The organism is Halorubrum sp. SD690R (assembly GCF_005435035.1).
Lineage (GTDB): Archaea > Halobacteriota > Halobacteria > Halobacteriales > Haloferacaceae > Halorubrum > Halorubrum ezzemoulense.
The window spans coordinates 1-15,910 of sequence record NZ_SGTV01000015.1; the positions used below are offsets into that span (position 1 = coordinate 1).

Consider the following 15,910-nt stretch of genomic DNA (forward strand, 5'->3'; position numbering starts at 1 on the left):
AACCGTCTCGGTAGCCGCTGCATTCAAGAACTCGTCGACCGAAGCTTCGTTTTGCAGGGCTTTGGAGCTTGTAGACACCGTCTCCAAACCCTGCTGCTTCGCACGTGAGGCTTTCTATGACAGGCTCGTGGCGGAACCCTATTCAACGTTTCCCGTCCCCGAGCCCGCGCCGCGTCCGAGCCCGGCCGACAGGCCCATGCGACGGGAACTCGTAACGGAGCTAACCCATGGCTTCCGGCGAGGACGCGCCGCTTCCAAGGGCTCCCGGCCCGGATGCGGCTCGGTCGATCTCTCGGTCCCACGACGCTCCCGACGAGCCGGGCACCGTCGTCTGGCACCGAGACGATCTGCGGATCGCGGACAACCCCGCGCTCGCGGCGGCCGCGGCGGACGCCGACCGGATCCTCCCGCTGTTCGTCTTCGACCCCGGCTTCTACGACGAGCGCGGCGCGGCCTGCGACGCCCGGATCGAGTTCCTTCACGACTGCCTGCGGGGCCTCGACCGCCAGTACCGCGACGTGGGCGGGGCGGGGCTGACGTACGGCCACGGCGACCCGCTGGACGTGCTCGCCCGGTTCGTCGACGCCGGCTGGGAGGTCGTCGCGAGCGCGACGGCGAGCGGGCGGTACGGCCGCCGGCGCGACGAGCGCGCCCGCGAGCGGCTCGGCGTCCGCTTCGTCGCGGGCGACGGGCTCGTCCGCGACGCGGACCGACCCCGCGAGGACTGGAGCGACCGCGTCGAGTCCTGGTTCGCCGCCGACCCGTTCGACTGGGACCCCCGGTCGGTCGCGGTTGAGCGCGTCGAGACGGGCGTCGACCCGGACCGGGTGAGCGACGCCTACGGAGTCGCCCCGACGAAGACGCGCGTCCCGACGGGCGGACGCGGTCCGGCGAAAGATCGACTCCGCGCGTTCGCGGAGCGGATCGCCGAGTATCCGGGGTCGATATCCTCGCCGGTCGACGCCCGCGAGGGGACGAGCGGCCTCTCGGCGTACCTCCGGTTCGGCTGCCTGTCGGTCCGCGAGGTCCACCGCCACGTCGACGAGCGCGCGCCGGACGGGCGCGGGAAGTCGATGTACGTCTCGCGGCTGTTCTGGAACCGCCACTACACGCAGAAGCTGCTCGACTGGCCGGGGTGGCTCGACCGCGCAGTGAACCCGGTGTACGAGGGGTTCAACGGCGACCGCCACGATCCGGACCTCGTCGCGGTGTGGAAGCGCGGCGAGACGGGGTTCCCCATGGTCGACGCGAGCATGCGCTGCCTGCGCGAGACGGGGTGGCTGAACTTCCGGATGCGGGCGCTGTGCGCGTCGTTCTACTTTCACATCCTCCAACAGCCGTGGCGGATCGGCGCCGACCACTTCTACGAGCACCTGATCGACGGCGACCCCGCGATCAACTACACCCAGTGGCAGTCGCAGTGCGGGCTGGTCGGCCGCCCGAGACTGCGCTTGTACGATCCCCGCAAGCAGGTCCGCGATCAGGACCCCGACGGCGAGTTCGTCGGGCGGTGGGTCCCCGAGCTCGACCCGCTCCCCGCCGCGCACCTCGACGCCCCCGAGAAGACGCCGCTCGCGGTCCAGCGCGAGGTCGGGATCGAGATCGGCGAGGCGTACCCGTACCCCGTCGTCGACTACGAGGCGGCCCGGGAGGAGTTCCGCGAGCGCTACGGCGCGGTCCACGGCGCGGCCGCGGCCCGCCTCGGCGACGAAGAGATCGCGCGACGCGCGTCACTGTCGGGGGGTGTCGGGGCCGCGCGGTCGATCGCGGCCGACCACGGCGAGCCGGCCGAGCCGAACGGGGACGACGCCGACGCGACCTCGCAGACCGGCCTCGACGAGTTCGGGTGAACGCGAGAGGCGAGTCGGCGGTGGAAAGGTTCATACGGCCGTGAGCCGTATTGTGACGCATGAACCAAAACGTCGGTGCGATGGACAAGCGCGTCAGGACTGCGGTCGGTGCCGTCGCCGGTGCTGCCTCGTTAGCCACCCTCGCGGGCTCCGGGCCCCTCCCCGCGGTCGCGGCCCCGGTGCTCGGCGTCGTCGCCCTCGCGATGCTCGCGACCGCCGCGACCGGGACCTGCGGCCTCTACTCCGTGCTCGGCGTCGACACCTGCCCCGCCGACGCCGGCGGACCGCGCTGAGCCGCCGTCGCGGCCGGATCCGGAATTCGGCCGGTAACACCCTTTCGAAACCGGTTTTCTCCCTCGTTCGACGGCAGTCTCAAGTGCGCGGAATGCGTATATATGGCATGATCGACAGTGACCGGAATCGACGGCGTCTCGCGGCGGAGCACGCTCCCGCGCCAACCCGGGTGACCGACGCGTGAGCGCCGACCCGACCGCGCTGGTCATCGGCGGCGGCGCGACGGGAACGGGCATCGCTCGGGACCTCGCCATGCGCGGCGTCGACGCGACGCTCGTCGACCGCGGCGGCCTGGGTAGCGGCACCTCCGGTCGGTCGCATGGCCTCCTCCACAGCGGGGCCCGCTACGCGGAGGCCGACGCCGAGGGGGCCGAGGAGTGTATCGTCGAGAACCGGACGCTCCGCGATATCGCCGGCGCGTGCGTCCGCGAAACGGGCGGCCTGTTCGTCCGGCTCGACGGCGACGACCCGGACTACTTCGAGGAGAAGATCGCGGCCTGCGAGGCGATCGGCATCGAGACCGAACGGCTCGACGGCGCCGCCGCCCGCGAGGCGGTGCCGGGCCTCGCCGACGAGGTCGCTGAGGCGTTCCGCGTCCCGGACGGCGTCATCTACCCGTCCCGGTTGGTTGCCGCCAACGCCGCTGACGCCGAGCGCCGCGGCGCGACCGTCCACCCGCACGCGCCGGTCGAGGACGTGACGGTCCGCGACGGCGCGGTCGAGTCCGTCCGCGTCGGCGGCGCGGTCGATGCGACCCTGACCCCGGACATCGTCGTCAACGCCACCGGTGCGTGGGCCGACTCGATCGCCGAGATGGCCGGCGTCGAGGTCGGAATGGCCCCGAGTCGGGGCGTGATGGTCTCGGTGGAGTACGACGGAGCGCCGCCCGTGCTGAACCGGTGTCGCGACCCCGACGACGGTGACATCGTCGTGCCCCACGACGGCGAGGTCGTGCTGGGGACGACGAGCGTGCCGGTCTCTGACCCCGACGACTACGAGACGGAAGACTGGGAAGTCGAGCGCTCCGTCGAGGAGTGCGCCGCGATGCTCCCCGCGGTCGCCGACGCGCCGACGGTCCGGACGTGGTGGGGCGTCCGCCCCCTCTACTCGCCCGACGAGGCGGGGTCGGACCGCCGCGGGATCTCGCGCGGGTTCACGCTGCTCGACCACGACCGCGACGGCGCGGCCGGGCTGTACAGCGTCGTGGGCGGCAAGCTGACCACCTACCGCCAGATGGCCGAGACGACCGTCGACGAGGTCTGCGACCACCTCGGCGTCGACGCCGCCTGCGAGACGGCGACGGAGCCGCTGGCCCACGCCGACGATCCGGACCGACTGGATGAACTGGTCGAGGCGTACGGCGGCGCGAACCCCACCGACGTGGACGTGGTCGACGCGCCGGCGGACGACTGATCCACGCCAGAGGTAGTCCCCGACGCAGCACGGGTTCGAGGCTGAACCGCGGGATTGAGGCGGCGGGCGCGCGTCCGATCGGTATGCCAGTCGCGACGGTCGGCGAGACGGCGACGCACGAAGTAACGATCACCGAGGAGACGATCGAGGCGTTCGCGGCCCTCTCGGGCGACGAGAACCCGATCCACCTCGACGACGAGTACGCCGCCGACACGATGTTCGGCGGCCGCGTCGCGCACGGAATCATCTCGGCCGCGGTCGTCTCCGCGGCGCTCGCGCGGCTCTCCGGCGACATCGTCTACCTCTCGCAGGAACTGTCGTTCGAGAAGCCGGTGTACCCGGGGGAGACGGTCGAAGCGAGCGTCAGCGTCATCGACGACATCGGCGGCGACCGGGTCGCGGTCGAGACGACCGCGACCGTCCCCGAGCGCGACGAGCGCGTCCTCTCCGGCGAGGCGACGGTGCTGTCCGTCCCGCACGGAGACGGCGACTGACCGACGGAGGCGGACGCTCGGCCGAGCCATTTTGTAAATGACGACGCGTCGAAGCGGTGGCGCGTGCCTCCGAGCGGGCGCCGGAGGCGGCCGCGAGGAGTGCGCGAGGGAGTCGCGAACGCCCGGAGGGCGTGAGCGACGAGGCTGGGGAGGCGTGAGGTGCTGTGCGGGGCGGGAACTCAAAGGGGCAGCCGCGACGTAACAGTGTAAGTAATCGAATCGTCCGTCTCGGACGGAACCGCACAGAGATCAGTCGAGCCGCCTGTCTTGCGAGTTCTGGAGAACCGTGAGACGCTCCGCTGTTTACAAGCGGTCAGCCTCGCCACCGGATCACTGTCGCGGACCACGTGTACCCCGTCCCGGCCGCGAGCAGGCAGCCGAGGTCGCCCGGTTCGAGGCGCTCGGTCTCGACGCCACGCTCCAGCGCGAGCGCCTGGTCGACGCTCTGGACGTGGCCGAACTCGTCGAGGTAGTAGCCGTCGCTCCTTGGATCGAGGCCGAGCTCGTCGAGGACCCGCTCGTGGAACGACCGCTTCATATGTGTGAGCGCGACGAAGTCGAGGTCGTCGCGGTCGAGCCCGGACCGTTCGAGGGCCGTGTCGGCGACCGAGAGGTACGCGGGCAGCGAGACGGGCCCGAGCCGCTCTTTCATCCCGTCCGGGTCGGGCACGTCGAGGGTGTGAAGCCCCTCGCGCACGGTCTCCTCGCTCGGCGGGCGCTTCGACCCGCCCGCCGGCATCACCACGTCGCCGGCGAACGAGCCGTCGGTCTGGGCCGCGCTGGCGCGGACGGTCGCCCGCGCTCGACCGTCGAAGCGATCGGCCTCGTTGTTGACCGATCCGCCGTCGGTCGCCTCGACGACGAACGCGCTCGCGCCGCTGCCGAAGTTGAACATGAAGGAGCTGTCCTCGTTGCCGTAGTCGACGAGGTCCTCCTCGCGGCTCGCGGCGACGAGCAGCGCGGTGTCGATCGGCTCGGTCTCCAGCTGGGCGGTCACCTGTCGGAGCGCGATCGGCGCGCCCGCACACAGCGTGTAGCTCTCGGTCGCGTACGCGTTCGTCGCCCCGAGTCGGTCGGTGATCGCCGCCGCGGCCGACCAGACGACGTGGTCCTTGTACTCGGATCCGTGGTAGACGACCACGTCGAGGTCGCTCGGATCGACGTCGGCGTCCGCGAGCGCGCGCTCGGCGGCCGTCACCGACATGTCGGTCGCGTGGTCGTCGTCCGGCGGACAGACGTGCTTCTCGCGGACGCCCATCTTCTCGACGACGACCTCCTCCGGGATGCCGCTCTCGGCCGCGATGGCCTCGCCGGTGATCGTCTCGTCCGGGACGTACGTCCCCAGTCCGGTGATCGAGACGGTCATCCGTCTCCTCCGCGCCGCGTTCGGTCCGGTTCGCCGCGCCGCGTTCGGTTCGCTCCGTCGTATCGCGTGATATCGGTCATATGTCGTGTGTCTACGTCGCGGTCCGTCGCGGGACGTGCGACGGAGGCCGCGGAGCCGCGGGCCCGCGACGCTACCGGAGGTAGCGCCGCAGGTGGTCCGGGAGCCGCTTCCCGACGGTGCCGCCGAGCCGGTCGCGTAGCGTCCCGAGGATGCCGTTCGGGACGAACAGCACGAACAGCACGAAGATGATCCCGAGGTACAGCGGGGCGCGCCCGTCGACCGCGGTGTTGACGAACAGCTCCACGCTGATCCCGAACAGATCCGCTTCGAGGACGCTCGCCGGGAGCTCCTCGCGCAGCAGCGTCGCGATTCCGCCGCTCTCGGTCGAGAGCACGTCCTCTAACCCCTGCGTGAACAGGGTCCCGTACACCGGCCCCGCGAGGGTGCCGAACCCGCCGACGATCGTCGTGATCAGCGCGTCGGCGGTGACGAGGAAGTAGAACGTCCCGTCGGGCGCGACGGAGCGCGAGTAGGCGGCGAAGATCCCGCCGGCGACCGCGCCGAAGAAGCCGCTGATGGCGAACGCGGCCAGCTTGAACCGGTAGGTCGCGTAGCCGACGGCCCGGGCGCGCTCCTCGTTCTCGCGGATCGCGATCATCACGCGCCCGAACGGCGAGTGGATGATCCGCTGCATCGCGAAGTAGCAGACGACCACTACGATCCCGAGCGCGTAGTACGAGACCACGGTCGCCGACAGGTCGATCCCGAGACCGAGCAGGTTCTCGACGCTCTCGCCCGTGAGCCGCCCCACGTCGAGGCTCAGCGCGTCGACGAAGGGGACGCCGATGGCGAGCGCGTCGCCGCTCACCGTCGCGCCCTCGGTCGGGTTCGTTGAGACGTACCCCCACGAGCGGATCAGCTCGTAGATCACCTGCGCGAACCCGAGCGTGATCATCGCGAAGTAGACGCCCGTGAGCCGGAACGACACCGACCCGATGACGAGCGCGAGCAGGCCGGCCACCACCGCGCCGAGCAGGAGCGTGATCATGAACGGCGTCCCGCCCGGGATCCCCGGCACCTGCCCGTTCGCGGCGAGGACGACGAAGTAGCCGCCGGTCCCGAAGAAGGCGGCGTGCCCGAACGAGAGGTAGCCGGTGTAGCCGCTGACGAAGTCGAAGCTCATCGCGAACAGCCCCATGTACAGCACCACGACCATGAACGTGATCGCGGGGAGGAACGTCTCCGCGAGCGGCGCCGCCGGCGTCGCGAGCAGCGCCTCGTAGCCGAGCGGATACAGCAGGAACCCGACGATCACGGCCGCGTGAACCGCGTGGTCTCGCAGGTACTCGCGGAGGCCGCCGGTTGCCTTCGACGGCGGAACCGGACCCGTCTCGTCGACGGGAGCGTCCGATTCGTCGACGTGAGCGCCGGAACCGTCGACCGGTGCGCCCGCGTCGCCGACCGACCCATCGGAGTCCGCCGGGGCGTCCGCATCGACACCGGAGTCGGGGTCGCTAATGGCCTCCCACCTCCTCGACGCCGTAGAGCCCCTGCGGGCGGAGTATCAGCATCACCACGAGCAGGAGGAAGATGGTCACCTCGGAGAGGCCGGGGAAAGTGACGATCCCGGTGGTGAACAACCACGTCGTCACCGAGTCGGCGATCCCGACGATACCCGCCGCGACGAGCGTCCCGGTGAAGCTCCCGAGCCCGCCGATGATCACGACGACGAACGCGTACAGCAGCACGTCGATGCTCAGGAGGACGCTGGGGCCCCAGATCGGGTCCCACATCAGCAGGACGCCGCCGACCGCGGCGAGGCCGGTCCCGACGCCGAAGACGACGGTGAACGCCTGCCGCACGTCGACGCCGAGCGCCTGGACCATCTCGGTGTCCTCGCTGCCGGCCCGGATGTAGAGGCCGTACAGCGTCTTCGTCAGGAACGCCCAGACGGCGACGGCGACGACCGCGCCGATAGCGACCTCGAAGAGGTACAGCCGCCTGACGCCGACGCCGAGCAGCTCGGTCCGCCCGAGCAGCACGTCGGGCGCGGTGCCCATCGGCGCCTGCCACTGCGGGTTCGGCTGGATCCCCCGGAGCGTCAAGACGATCCGGGCGACCTCCTCGATGATGAGCGAGACGCCGAAGGTCAACAGGATCTGGTAGGTAGGCGTCCGGTCGTAGATCGGCCGGATGAGCGTCACCTCCATCGCGCTGCCGGCCGCGGTGGTGACCGCGAACACGAGCGCCAGCGCGACGAAGAAGACGAGGATCGTTGCGACCGTCCCGGTGTTCGCCCCGACGAGCAGGACGAGAACCAAGCCGCCGAGGTACGCGCCGACCATCGCGATCGCGCCGTGCGCGAAGTTGAGCACGCCCATCAGCCCGAAGACAAGCGTCAGGCCGACCGCGATGGTGAAGTACACCGCGCCCTTGCCGATCCCCTCGGCGAGCACGCGAGTGGCCGTCTGGAGGCCGTCGACCGCGCCGCCGGTCGCGAGCAGCGCGCCCGGGTCGACGAGCGGGGCGACCTGCGCGGCGGCCCCCGCGAGCGGTCCGAGGCTCATGCGGTCAGGTACCTCCGGATCCGTTCGTCCTCGCTCGTGACGCCGGCGGTCTCTCCCTCCTCGACCACGACGCCGTGGTCGATGAGGTAGAAGCGGTCGGCCAGATCCATCGCCAGCCGGAAGTTCTGCTCGACGAGGACCATCGTCGTGTCCGCGGAGGCCGCGCGCAGCGCCTCCACCACGTCCTCGACGATCTGTGGCGCGAGCCCCTCGCTCGGCTCGTCGACGAGCAGCAGGTCGTTGTCGCCGAGCATCCCTCGGGCGATCGCGAGCATCTGCTGCTGCCCGCCGCTCAGGTCGCCCGCCTCCTTGTCGGCGAAGCGGTCGAGCGCCGGGAACAGCTCGTACGCCCCCGCGATCCGAGCGCCGGGATCGGCGGCCGAGTGGGCGGCGACGCGGAGGTTCTCCTCGACCGTGAGATGCGAGAATACGCGTCGTTCCTCCGGCACCCACCCCATGCCGCGGGCGGCGATCTCGTGGGGCTCCATCCCCGTCACGTCCGTCCCGTCGAACCGGACCGTCCCCTCGCGGGGCGGCGTGAGCCCGAGCGCGGTGCGGAGCGTGGTCGTCTTCCCGACGCCGTTCCGGCCGACGAGGGCGACGATCTCGCCCGCCTCGACCGACAGCGACAACCCCTGAAGGATGTGGCTCTCGCCGTAGTAGGTGTGGACGCCGTCGAGTTCGAGCGTCGTCACCGCGACTCACCCCCGGCGCGCACGCGTCGGCCGCCGTCGGCGGCCGCGTCGCCGTCCGAGCGCCCTCCCTCGTCGGCGGAGCGCTCTCGTCCGTCGGCGGATCCCTCGCGGCCGTACCCGCCGAGGTACGCCTCCTGAACGTCCTCGTCGCCGCGAACGTCCTCGGGCGGCCCGTCGGCGATCAGCTCGCCGCGGTGGAGGACGGCGATACGGTCGGAGATGTCCATCACCACCTCCATGTTGTGTTCGATGAGCATCACCGAGTGATCCTCGGCCACGTCCTCGATCAGCGCGACGACCTCGTCGACGCCCTCGCTCGACACGCCGGCGGTCGGCTCGTCGAGCAGGAGCAGATCCGGGTCGCCGGCGAGCGCGACCCCGATCTCGAGGCTACGCTTCTCGCCGTGACTCAGGTTCTGCGTGACGGTCTCGGCCTCCTCGGCCAGCCCGATCCGTTCGAGGATCGCGGTCGCCTCCGCGTAGTGGTCCTCGAAGTCGGTCACGTTGCGCCACAGCTTCCACGAGTCGTTCCCGCGGCTCGCCTGCGCGGCGACGCGGACGTTCTCCAGCACCGACAGCGTCGGGAAGAGGTTCGTGATCTGGTACGACCGGTGGATCCCCGCGAGCGCCGTCTCGTCCGGCGAGGCCGTCGTGATGTCGATCGCGGAGCCGGTCCCGTCGGCACCGGCGGAGGCCGCCCCCGCGTCTCTGCCGCCCGATGGGGCGAACCGGATGCTCCCGTCGGAGGGCTCCAACACGCCCGTGAGCAGGTTGAAAAACGTCGTCTTCCCCGCGCCGTTTGGGCCGATGATCGAGCAGAGCTCGCCGGTCTCCAACGCGAAGTCGACGCCGTCGACGGCGGTGATGCCGCCGAAGCGCTTCGTGAGCCCCTCGGTCTCCAGCAGCATTACAGCGAGCAGCTCGCGTCCGCTTCGGGGACCATCACGTCCTCGGCGTCGAGCCGTTCGAGGGGCTGGCCGGGCATGATCGGCGCGCCCCAGGTGTCGGCGTACTCGTCGCTGGTCGGGACCGGCCACGCGACCGTCATCTGCGAGGCGGCCTGGTTGTTGTGTTCTTGGAAGGTGTACCCGTCCGCGCCCTTCGGCGTTTCAGCGACGGTCATGCCGCGCAGCGCCTCGGCGATGTCGGCGCCGTCCGTGGAGCCGGTCTCCGAGACGGCCTGCGAGAGCGCCGAGGCGGCGGTGAACGTCCCGGCGCTGAACAGGTCCGGCACGATGCCGTACGCGTCGATGTGTAGCTGCCGGAACTCCTCGTTGATCGAGTTCTCGTACTGGTTCCAGTGGTACCGGCTGGTGAACGGTCCGAGCCCGGCGTCCTTGATATCCTGCTCGGTGAAGCCCTCGCCCAGCGCCGACTCGATGGTCCCGCCGATGAGCTGCGTCGTCAGCAGGGCGGCGAACCCGCCGAACACCTGGACGTCGTAGGAGATCGCGGAGGTGAGGAACTGCGGCAGCGTGGACGCGGTGAAGCCGCCGACGACGCCCGTCGCGCCGTCCGACATCGCCTGTTCGAAGAGCCCGTCGAACTCGGAGTACCCGACCTCGACGAAGCGGGGTTCCAAGACCTCCACCCCGTTGTTCTCCAATACCTGAGTGTAGTTTTCCGCGACGCTCTGCCCGAACGCGTTGTCGGACGCGAACACCGCGACCGTGTCGATGTCGAAGTTCTCGGCGACGTACGTGCCGCCCGCCCGCGCGTCCATCGCGGTGTGCTCGCTCGCGCGGAACGCCATCGGGTGACAGAACTCGTCGCTCACCGTGATGCCGGCGTCGGCCGCCGGCCCGATCAGGTAGGGGATGTCCGTCTCGTCGACGACGGTGTTGATGAGCCGGCGCGCGCTGTCGGAGGAGGTCCCGCCGAACAGGATGTCGACCTCCTCTTCCAAGACGAGGTCGGTCGCGACGCTCTGGGCCGTATCCGGACTGAAGCCGGTGTCCTCGACGATGATCTCGTAGGTCGGGCCGCCCTCGGGCTCGACCGTGTACGTGCCCGGCGTCGCCTCCTCGATGGGGTCGAGGTCGTGCTTGTACGCCAACCCGGAGTAGAACCCGCGGAGGCTGATCTGCCCGTAGTACTTGAGGTCGCCGGAGGTCGGCTGGAGCGCCCCGATCCGGACCGTCTCGCCGGAGAGGTCGCCGCCGTCTCCGCCGTCGCCCCCGCCCGAGCCGTCGCCCCCGTCCGAGCCGTCCCCGCCGTCGGAGCCATCTCCCCCGTCTCCGCCGGAACAGCCGGCCAGCCCGGTGATTCCGGCCGCGCCGACCGCGGCGCCGGTTCGTCGCAGATACGCTCGCCGTGTGTGTTCGTCTCGCATACAGTGTTCGACACCGGACACCACCATGAAGGGCCGAGTTAAGATGTTAACAGACCGCGGGGTGTCGAGGGAATACGCCGAAAACGGGCGCCGAAACCGCGGTTTCCGAACGACGAGCCGTCGGTCCGACGACCGCGGCGCCTCGGTCGTGTCGCCGCGTCCCCGGTCTACTCCAGCCCGTCGAGCGCGGCGACGACGCTGCGGAGCAACTTCTTCTCGCCGCGGCGCATGTTCTTCGAGACGGCCGCGGTCGAGACGTCGAACTCGTCCGCGAGCGTCGACAGCGTCGCCTCGCGGGGCGACTCGAAGTAGCCCGCGTCGGCGGCCGTCTCGATGGTCTCGCGCTCGACGTCGGTCAGGTCGCGGCACGCGTCCAGCATCGTCGAGGCCGCGTTCGCGTTCCGCATCGTGTCGAACAGCGCCTCCATCGAGAGCTCGGACCGGTCCTCGACGACGAACTCGTTGCCCTTCTCTAAGTCGTGGAGCGCCGCTTCCGTCGTCGCCTCGTCGTCGAACCCGACCTGCCAGCGCTCGGACCCGTCCTCGATCAGGAACGGGCCCGTGATGTAGCCGCCGTGGTCGGTTATCGTCGACATCGCGTTCGTCTCCTCGATGACGGTCCGGATGATCGCCGTCCCGTCCTGCTTCGAGAACAGCCGGTACTCGGCCATATTCTCGTGGTCGCGGAGGGCGGTGAGCCCCTCGCCGAGCTCGTAGCGGTCCGGCGACTCGACGAGCAGCCGCGTCTCCAGCTGCTCCGCCGCGGTGTCCAGCTGCCAGTGCATAGCGGAGAAGGAGACGTCGTGGTCCGCGGAGGTGTCGATGAACGGGCAGTCGAACTGCTCCATATCCATCGTGACGTCGAGCATGACACGACCTTATCCCCCGCGTATATAACGGTTGTTCCTGTGGAACGCTCGGTGAAGACTCAAAACCTTGTTTGGCACGTCATAACAGCCGTCGCCCCCGGTGTCTCGGTCGACCTCGTCACTGCGTACGCGCGACCCCTCGCAGACGCAGATTGCGCCCGAGGAGCCTGAAACGCTGTTTGATCGCGACCCCTCTGTCACCGATCGGGTCGCCGACCGACCGATCGTCTTCGGGACACGTCGGGCGAACACGGACAGTCGGGGCCCCACAGCCGATGCGCGAGGGTGTGAACGCCTTCCTTGAGGCGCTTGGCATCAGCTTCCGACGGGACGCACGAAGCCGCGGTCCACGGATCAACAAGCTCGACGGTCAACTTGATCGCGAGCAGAAACCCCGCGGCGAGTACTACGATGATTCCTGAACGACCGGGTAGGTCGTGATCAGGGGGTACTGACAGTGTAGCTCGCCCGATACAGTGTCCCGTCGTAGACGACCATTGCCTCACTACCCGACAGGTCAACGAGATCAACCGATTCGGGGTCGCTATCAGAGGCGAACAGGCGCACAACGAGCGTCCGGTACGCCGATGACGCGTCGTCGATCGGCTGATCGTGGCCGTACTCTTGATCGATTGCCGCCTGAAGAATATCGTGTTGGCGGTCGGTGAGCGTCGACGCTTCGAGTTTTACGGCGTCCGTCCGAGACCGCGTAAGGAAATCGGATACATAGGCCTCTTCTGAGGTAGCGACCGTCGAGCCTTCGAGTCTGTAGCTGTGTAAGCGCGTCTCGGTCGCCTCGCCGGTAACCGAGAGCCGGAGCTGTCCGTCTCCGTAGCGGACGGTATCATACTCGGGAGTCGGAGCGACCAGCGACTCCGTTGGTCCGCTTGGTGTCGCCGGATAGACCAGTTCCCCATCGCCGGAGACGCGCCCCTCGGTCCGGGAGAGTCTCCGCCAGAGTTCGTTTATGAGACCGGTTCGGAGGGCGCTTCGATCAACCGCCGGGAGGGCATCGAAAGAGACCGTCTCATCGTCGTCGACCGACGTCGTCGCCGGGACTGTCGCCTCGAATTCGATCGGATAGGCCATCGCCGGCGTATGCCCCGTCGTTTCGTGAGTGAGTTCGTAGAACGCTCCGTCCTGCTGGACGATCTCTCCTTCGGCAACCAGCGTGTCGGCAGCGGTATAGGACGCCGATCCGTCGTCGAGTACACGCCGAACAAGGGTGTGTCCGTACGGGCCGAGCGCACGAACTGTCACCGGCGTGGTGGTCCGCTCAGCGACGGTCGAGGGGGTCTGGGCGCGCAATGACAGCGATCCGATCTTGTCGTGCGCGGGCCCGAATATCGGTCTCACACACCCCGCGGTCGCGATGAGCCCGCTGGTCGCAAGGAGGGCACGACGTGTGGAGGACATACACCGGTTGTCTACTCCGAGTTTCAAAAAAAAATTGTTACTGCTCACTCCGAGCGAGGCGCTCTCCGCCCGCCAGCCCCGCTCCGAGCCGATCTCCTCGCCTCGCCTACTCGCCGAACCGCTCTTTCAGCGCCGCGCGGTCGATCTTCGACGGGCCGGAGGTCGGCATCTCGTCGACGAACGCCAGCGCCTTCGGGACCGCGTACCGGGCGACCCGCGAGGCGAGGTGCGACTCCACGTCGTCGAGCGAGAGCGACTCGTCGCCGACGAGTATCGCCTTCCCGACCGTCCCCCAGCGCTCGCTCGGAACGCCGATCACGACCGCCTCCTCGATCCGCCGGTGGTCGGTGAGCGCGTCCTCGACGCGGGGCGGGTAGACGTTCTCGCCGCCCGAGACGAACATGTTCTTCTTGCGCCCCTCGATGTGGTAGTAGCCGTCCTCGTCGACGCGCGCGAGGTCGCCGGTCGACACCCAGTCGCCGAACGTCTCGGCCGTCTCCTCCGGTTCGTCCCAGTATCGGTCCGCAGCGGCCGGCCCGGCGAGCTCCAGTTCGCCGACGGTGCCGTCGGGCACGGGACCGTCCTCGTCGACGACGCGCGCGTCGACCGCGAGCGCCGGGACGCCGACGCTCCCGGTCTTCTCCGGCGGGAAGTCGTCGGGCATCGCGAAGTTGTTCGGTCCGCATTCGGTGAGGCCGTACCCCTGCGATATCTCGACGCCGCGGTCCCGCCACGCGGCGATGACGCTCTCGCGGCAAGGGCCCCCGCCGCTCTTCACGAAGCGGAGCGAGGAGAGGTCTGTGGCGTCCCACTCGTCGTGGCGGGCCATCATCCGCAACACCGCCGGGACCGCGACGAGCGTCGTCGCCGACTCGCGCTCGACGTCGCGCAGGACGCGGCCGGGGTCGACCTCCGGGCTCAGGAGGATCCGCCCGCCCATCTGGAAGAAGGGGACCGTCAGCACGTTCCAGCCGCCGGTGTGGAACATCGGGAACACCATCGGCGTCACGTCGTCCTCGCGGAGCCCCCACGCGGTGATCGTGTTGAACGCGTTCCAGCGGATCGCGCCGTGACTGATGACCGTCTCCTTCGGCGTGCCCGTCGAGCCCCCGGTGTGTAAGAGGAGGTGCGGGTCCGCGAGCGACACGTCGGCGGTTTCGACGGGCGAGCCGTCCCCGGGCAGATCCCGCGTGTACGGGCGCCACGCATCGTCGCCGTCGGTCGGGATCGAGCGGACCGCGGGCTCGACGTCCGCCCGCTCTAACGCGTCGATGACGTCGCCGCCGAACGGGGCCTCGACGAGGAGCAACTCGGGGTCGACGGTGCCCAACACCGCGGCGAGGTCGCGCTCCGCGAGGCGGTGGGAGAGCGGCGCCAGCACCGACCCGGTCTTCCCGGTCGCGAAGTACAGGTCGACGAGCTCGACGCGGTTCCGGGAGACGACGGCGACGCGGTCGCCCGCCTCGACGCCGGCGTCGCGGAGAAAGCGCGCGGTCCGGTTGGCGCGCTCGTCCAGCTCCGCGTAGGTGTACTCGGCGTTCGCGGCCGTGTCGGTGACGGCGACGCGGTCCGGCGAGAGCCGCGCGCGGCGGGCCGACAGCGAGCCGACCCAGTCGTACCCCCGGTCGCCGTGCGGGTGCGGTCGCGGGTCGGACTCGGCGCCGACCTCCTCCGTACGGTCGTCTCCCTGCGGATCGTTTCCGGTCGCCATCTCAGGCGACCCCGCCGAGGAAGGCCCGGATTCGGTCGTTGACGCGCTCGCGCTCCTCGACGAAGAAGAGGTGCGGCCCGCCATCGAACAGGTCGACCTCCGCGTGCGGGAGACGCTCGGCGAGCAGCTCCGCGTTCTCGACCGGCAGCACGCGGTCCGCCGTCCCGTGGAGGACGAGCGCCGGGACGGACAGGTCGCCGATCCGGTCGCTCGCGTCGAACGCCGCCACCGCGGCCGCCTGCGCCTCGCGGCCGGTCGGGGTCGCGTCGCCCGTCAGCCGCCAGTCGACGATCCGGTCGACGAGTTCGGGCTCGCGGTCGTAGAAGCCGTCGGAGACCGCCGGCTCCATCAGGTAGCGGATCCGTTCGCGGGCGTCGGCGTCCTCGGGCGCGGAGAAGATGTGCTCTTGTACCTCGGGCGGGGTCGGTGCCGCGTCGTCGCCCCCGGGAGAGGTACACAGCAGCGTCAGCGAGGCGACCCGGTCGTCGGAGAGGGCCAACTCCTGCGCGATCATCCCGCCCATCGACGCGCCGCAAACGTGGGCCGCCTCTACGCCGCGGTTGTCGAGGACCGCGGCCGCGTCGGCCGCCATCTCGGCGACGGTGTACGGCCCGTCCGGCACGTCCGAGTCTCCGGTCCCGCGGTTGTCCGGCCGGAGCACCTCGTAGTCGTCGGCCAGCGCCTCGGCGAGCCACCGCCACATCCACCGGCCGTACCCGAGCCCTTCGAGCAGCAGCACGGTCGGTTCCCCGGGATCCCCGTCGACGGCGTAGTCTATCGTCACGCCGTCCCGTGTCACGGTTGGCATACTCGGATCGACCACGCCGTCCCTCATCAACCCGGGCGTTAACGTTTCAACCGTCTCCCGGTCGGACCGGCGCG

General features: G+C 69.9%; 14 protein-coding genes. 4 read left to right on the forward strand and 10 right to left on the reverse strand.

Features of this window, described 5'->3' with window-relative positions:
- Positions 1 to 227: 227 nt before the first annotated feature.
- From EXE41_RS10555 to EXE41_RS10570, 4 genes are all read left to right on the forward strand, one after another.
- Positions 228 to 1,850, forward strand: a complete 1,623-nt coding sequence (locus EXE41_RS10555; RefSeq protein ID WP_137690974.1) for a cryptochrome/deoxyribodipyrimidine photo-lyase family protein — start codon at positions 228 to 230, stop codon at positions 1,848 to 1,850.
- 59 nt (positions 1,851 to 1,909) lie between these two features.
- Entirely contained in the window at positions 1,910 to 2,143 is a 234-nt protein-coding gene (locus EXE41_RS10560; RefSeq protein WP_049932943.1) for a YgaP-like transmembrane domain, read from the forward strand.
- Between the two features lie 181 nt (positions 2,144 to 2,324).
- The gene (locus tag EXE41_RS10565; protein ID WP_137690975.1) at positions 2,325 to 3,557 is read left to right on the forward strand and encodes an FAD-dependent oxidoreductase; all 1,233 of its coding nucleotides are present in this window, start codon (positions 2,325 to 2,327) and stop codon (positions 3,555 to 3,557) included.
- Positions 3,558 to 3,640: 83 nt separating this feature from the next.
- Positions 3,641 to 4,051, forward strand: a complete 411-nt coding sequence (locus EXE41_RS10570; RefSeq protein ID WP_086216005.1) for a MaoC family dehydratase — start codon at positions 3,641 to 3,643, stop codon at positions 4,049 to 4,051.
- 313 nt (positions 4,052 to 4,364) lie between these two features.
- Here the strand turns inward: EXE41_RS10570 and EXE41_RS10575 are convergent, their stop codons facing one another.
- The 10 genes from EXE41_RS10575 to EXE41_RS10620 all read right to left on the reverse strand — a co-directional run bounded on the left by EXE41_RS10575 (position 4,365) and on the right by EXE41_RS10620 (position 15,836).
- Positions 4,365 to 5,417, reverse strand: coding sequence for a 3-oxoacyl-ACP synthase (locus EXE41_RS10575; RefSeq protein WP_137690976.1), 1,053 nt, complete (start codon positions 5,415 to 5,417; stop codon positions 4,365 to 4,367).
- A 151-nt stretch (positions 5,418 to 5,568) separates the two neighbouring features.
- Positions 5,569 to 6,753, reverse strand: a complete 1,185-nt coding sequence (locus EXE41_RS10580; protein WP_080508617.1) for a branched-chain amino acid ABC transporter permease — start codon at positions 6,751 to 6,753, stop codon at positions 5,569 to 5,571.
- 199 nt (positions 6,754 to 6,952) lie between these two features.
- Positions 6,953 to 8,005: a branched-chain amino acid ABC transporter permease gene (locus tag EXE41_RS10585; protein ID WP_086216007.1), complete on the reverse strand. Its 1,053-nt coding sequence runs from the start codon at positions 8,003 to 8,005 to the stop codon at positions 6,953 to 6,955.
- Positions 8,002 to 8,700 (reverse strand): ABC transporter ATP-binding protein, encoded by a 699-nt coding sequence (locus tag EXE41_RS10590; protein WP_049932949.1) that lies wholly within the window; start codon positions 8,698 to 8,700, stop codon positions 8,002 to 8,004. Before EXE41_RS10590 ends, EXE41_RS10585 begins: the two co-directional genes overlap by 4 nt.
- Entirely contained in the window at positions 8,697 to 9,608 is a 912-nt protein-coding gene (locus EXE41_RS10595; RefSeq protein WP_049932950.1) for an ABC transporter ATP-binding protein, read from the reverse strand. Before EXE41_RS10595 ends, EXE41_RS10590 begins: the two co-directional genes overlap by 4 nt.
- The gene (locus EXE41_RS10600; RefSeq protein WP_137690977.1) at positions 9,608 to 11,032 is read right to left on the reverse strand and encodes an ABC transporter substrate-binding protein; all 1,425 of its coding nucleotides are present in this window, start codon (positions 11,030 to 11,032) and stop codon (positions 9,608 to 9,610) included. The genes EXE41_RS10595 and EXE41_RS10600 overlap by 1 nt, the downstream gene beginning before the upstream one ends.
- A gap of 167 nt (positions 11,033 to 11,199) precedes the next feature.
- Complete coding sequence (locus EXE41_RS10605) at positions 11,200 to 11,901, reverse strand: helix-turn-helix domain-containing protein (RefSeq protein ID WP_049932952.1); 702 nt, start codon at positions 11,899 to 11,901, stop codon at positions 11,200 to 11,202.
- 441 nt (positions 11,902 to 12,342) lie between these two features.
- A complete protein-coding gene (locus EXE41_RS10610; RefSeq protein ID WP_094579733.1) occupies positions 12,343 to 13,317 on the reverse strand; it encodes a hypothetical protein in 975 nt (324 codons plus the stop codon).
- A 106-nt stretch (positions 13,318 to 13,423) separates the two neighbouring features.
- On the reverse strand, positions 13,424 to 15,028 hold the full coding sequence (locus EXE41_RS10615) for a class I adenylate-forming enzyme family protein (RefSeq protein WP_137690978.1): 1,605 nt from the start codon (positions 15,026 to 15,028) through the stop codon (positions 13,424 to 13,426).
- A gap of 1 nt (position 15,029) precedes the next feature.
- Entirely contained in the window at positions 15,030 to 15,836 is an 807-nt protein-coding gene (locus EXE41_RS10620; protein ID WP_241987228.1) for an alpha/beta fold hydrolase, read from the reverse strand.
- Between the last annotated feature and the right edge of the window lie 74 nt (positions 15,837 to 15,910).

Excerpts from the sequence above, each read along its gene's own strand:
- EXE41_RS10555 (WP_137690974.1), top strand. The coding sequence starts at position 228 with ATGGCTTCCGGCGAGGACGCGCCGCTTCCAAGGGCTCCCGGCCCGGAT.
- EXE41_RS10560 (WP_049932943.1), top strand. The coding sequence starts at position 1,910 with ATGAACCAAAACGTCGGTGCGATGGACAAGCGCGTCAGGACTGCGGTC.
- EXE41_RS10570 (WP_086216005.1), top strand. The coding sequence starts at position 3,641 with ATGCCAGTCGCGACGGTCGGCGAGACGGCGACGCACGAAGTAACGATC.
- EXE41_RS10575 (WP_137690976.1), bottom strand. The coding sequence starts at position 5,417 with ATGACCGTCTCGATCACCGGACTGGGGACGTACGTCCCGGACGAGACG.
- EXE41_RS10585 (WP_086216007.1), bottom strand. The coding sequence starts at position 8,005 with ATGAGCCTCGGACCGCTCGCGGGGGCCGCCGCGCAGGTCGCCCCGCTC.
- EXE41_RS10595 (WP_049932950.1), bottom strand. The coding sequence starts at position 9,608 with ATGCTGCTGGAGACCGAGGGGCTCACGAAGCGCTTCGGCGGCATCACC.
- EXE41_RS10600 (WP_137690977.1), bottom strand. The coding sequence starts at position 11,032 with ATGCGAGACGAACACACACGGCGAGCGTATCTGCGACGAACCGGCGCC.
- EXE41_RS10605 (WP_049932952.1), bottom strand. The coding sequence starts at position 11,901 with ATGCTCGACGTCACGATGGATATGGAGCAGTTCGACTGCCCGTTCATC.
- EXE41_RS10610 (WP_094579733.1), bottom strand. The coding sequence starts at position 13,317 with ATGTCCTCCACACGTCGTGCCCTCCTTGCGACCAGCGGGCTCATCGCG.
- EXE41_RS10615 (WP_137690978.1), bottom strand. The coding sequence starts at position 15,028 with ATGGCGACCGGAAACGATCCGCAGGGAGACGACCGTACGGAGGAGGTC.
- EXE41_RS10620 (WP_241987228.1), bottom strand. The coding sequence starts at position 15,836 with ATGCCAACCGTGACACGGGACGGCGTGACGATAGACTACGCCGTCGAC.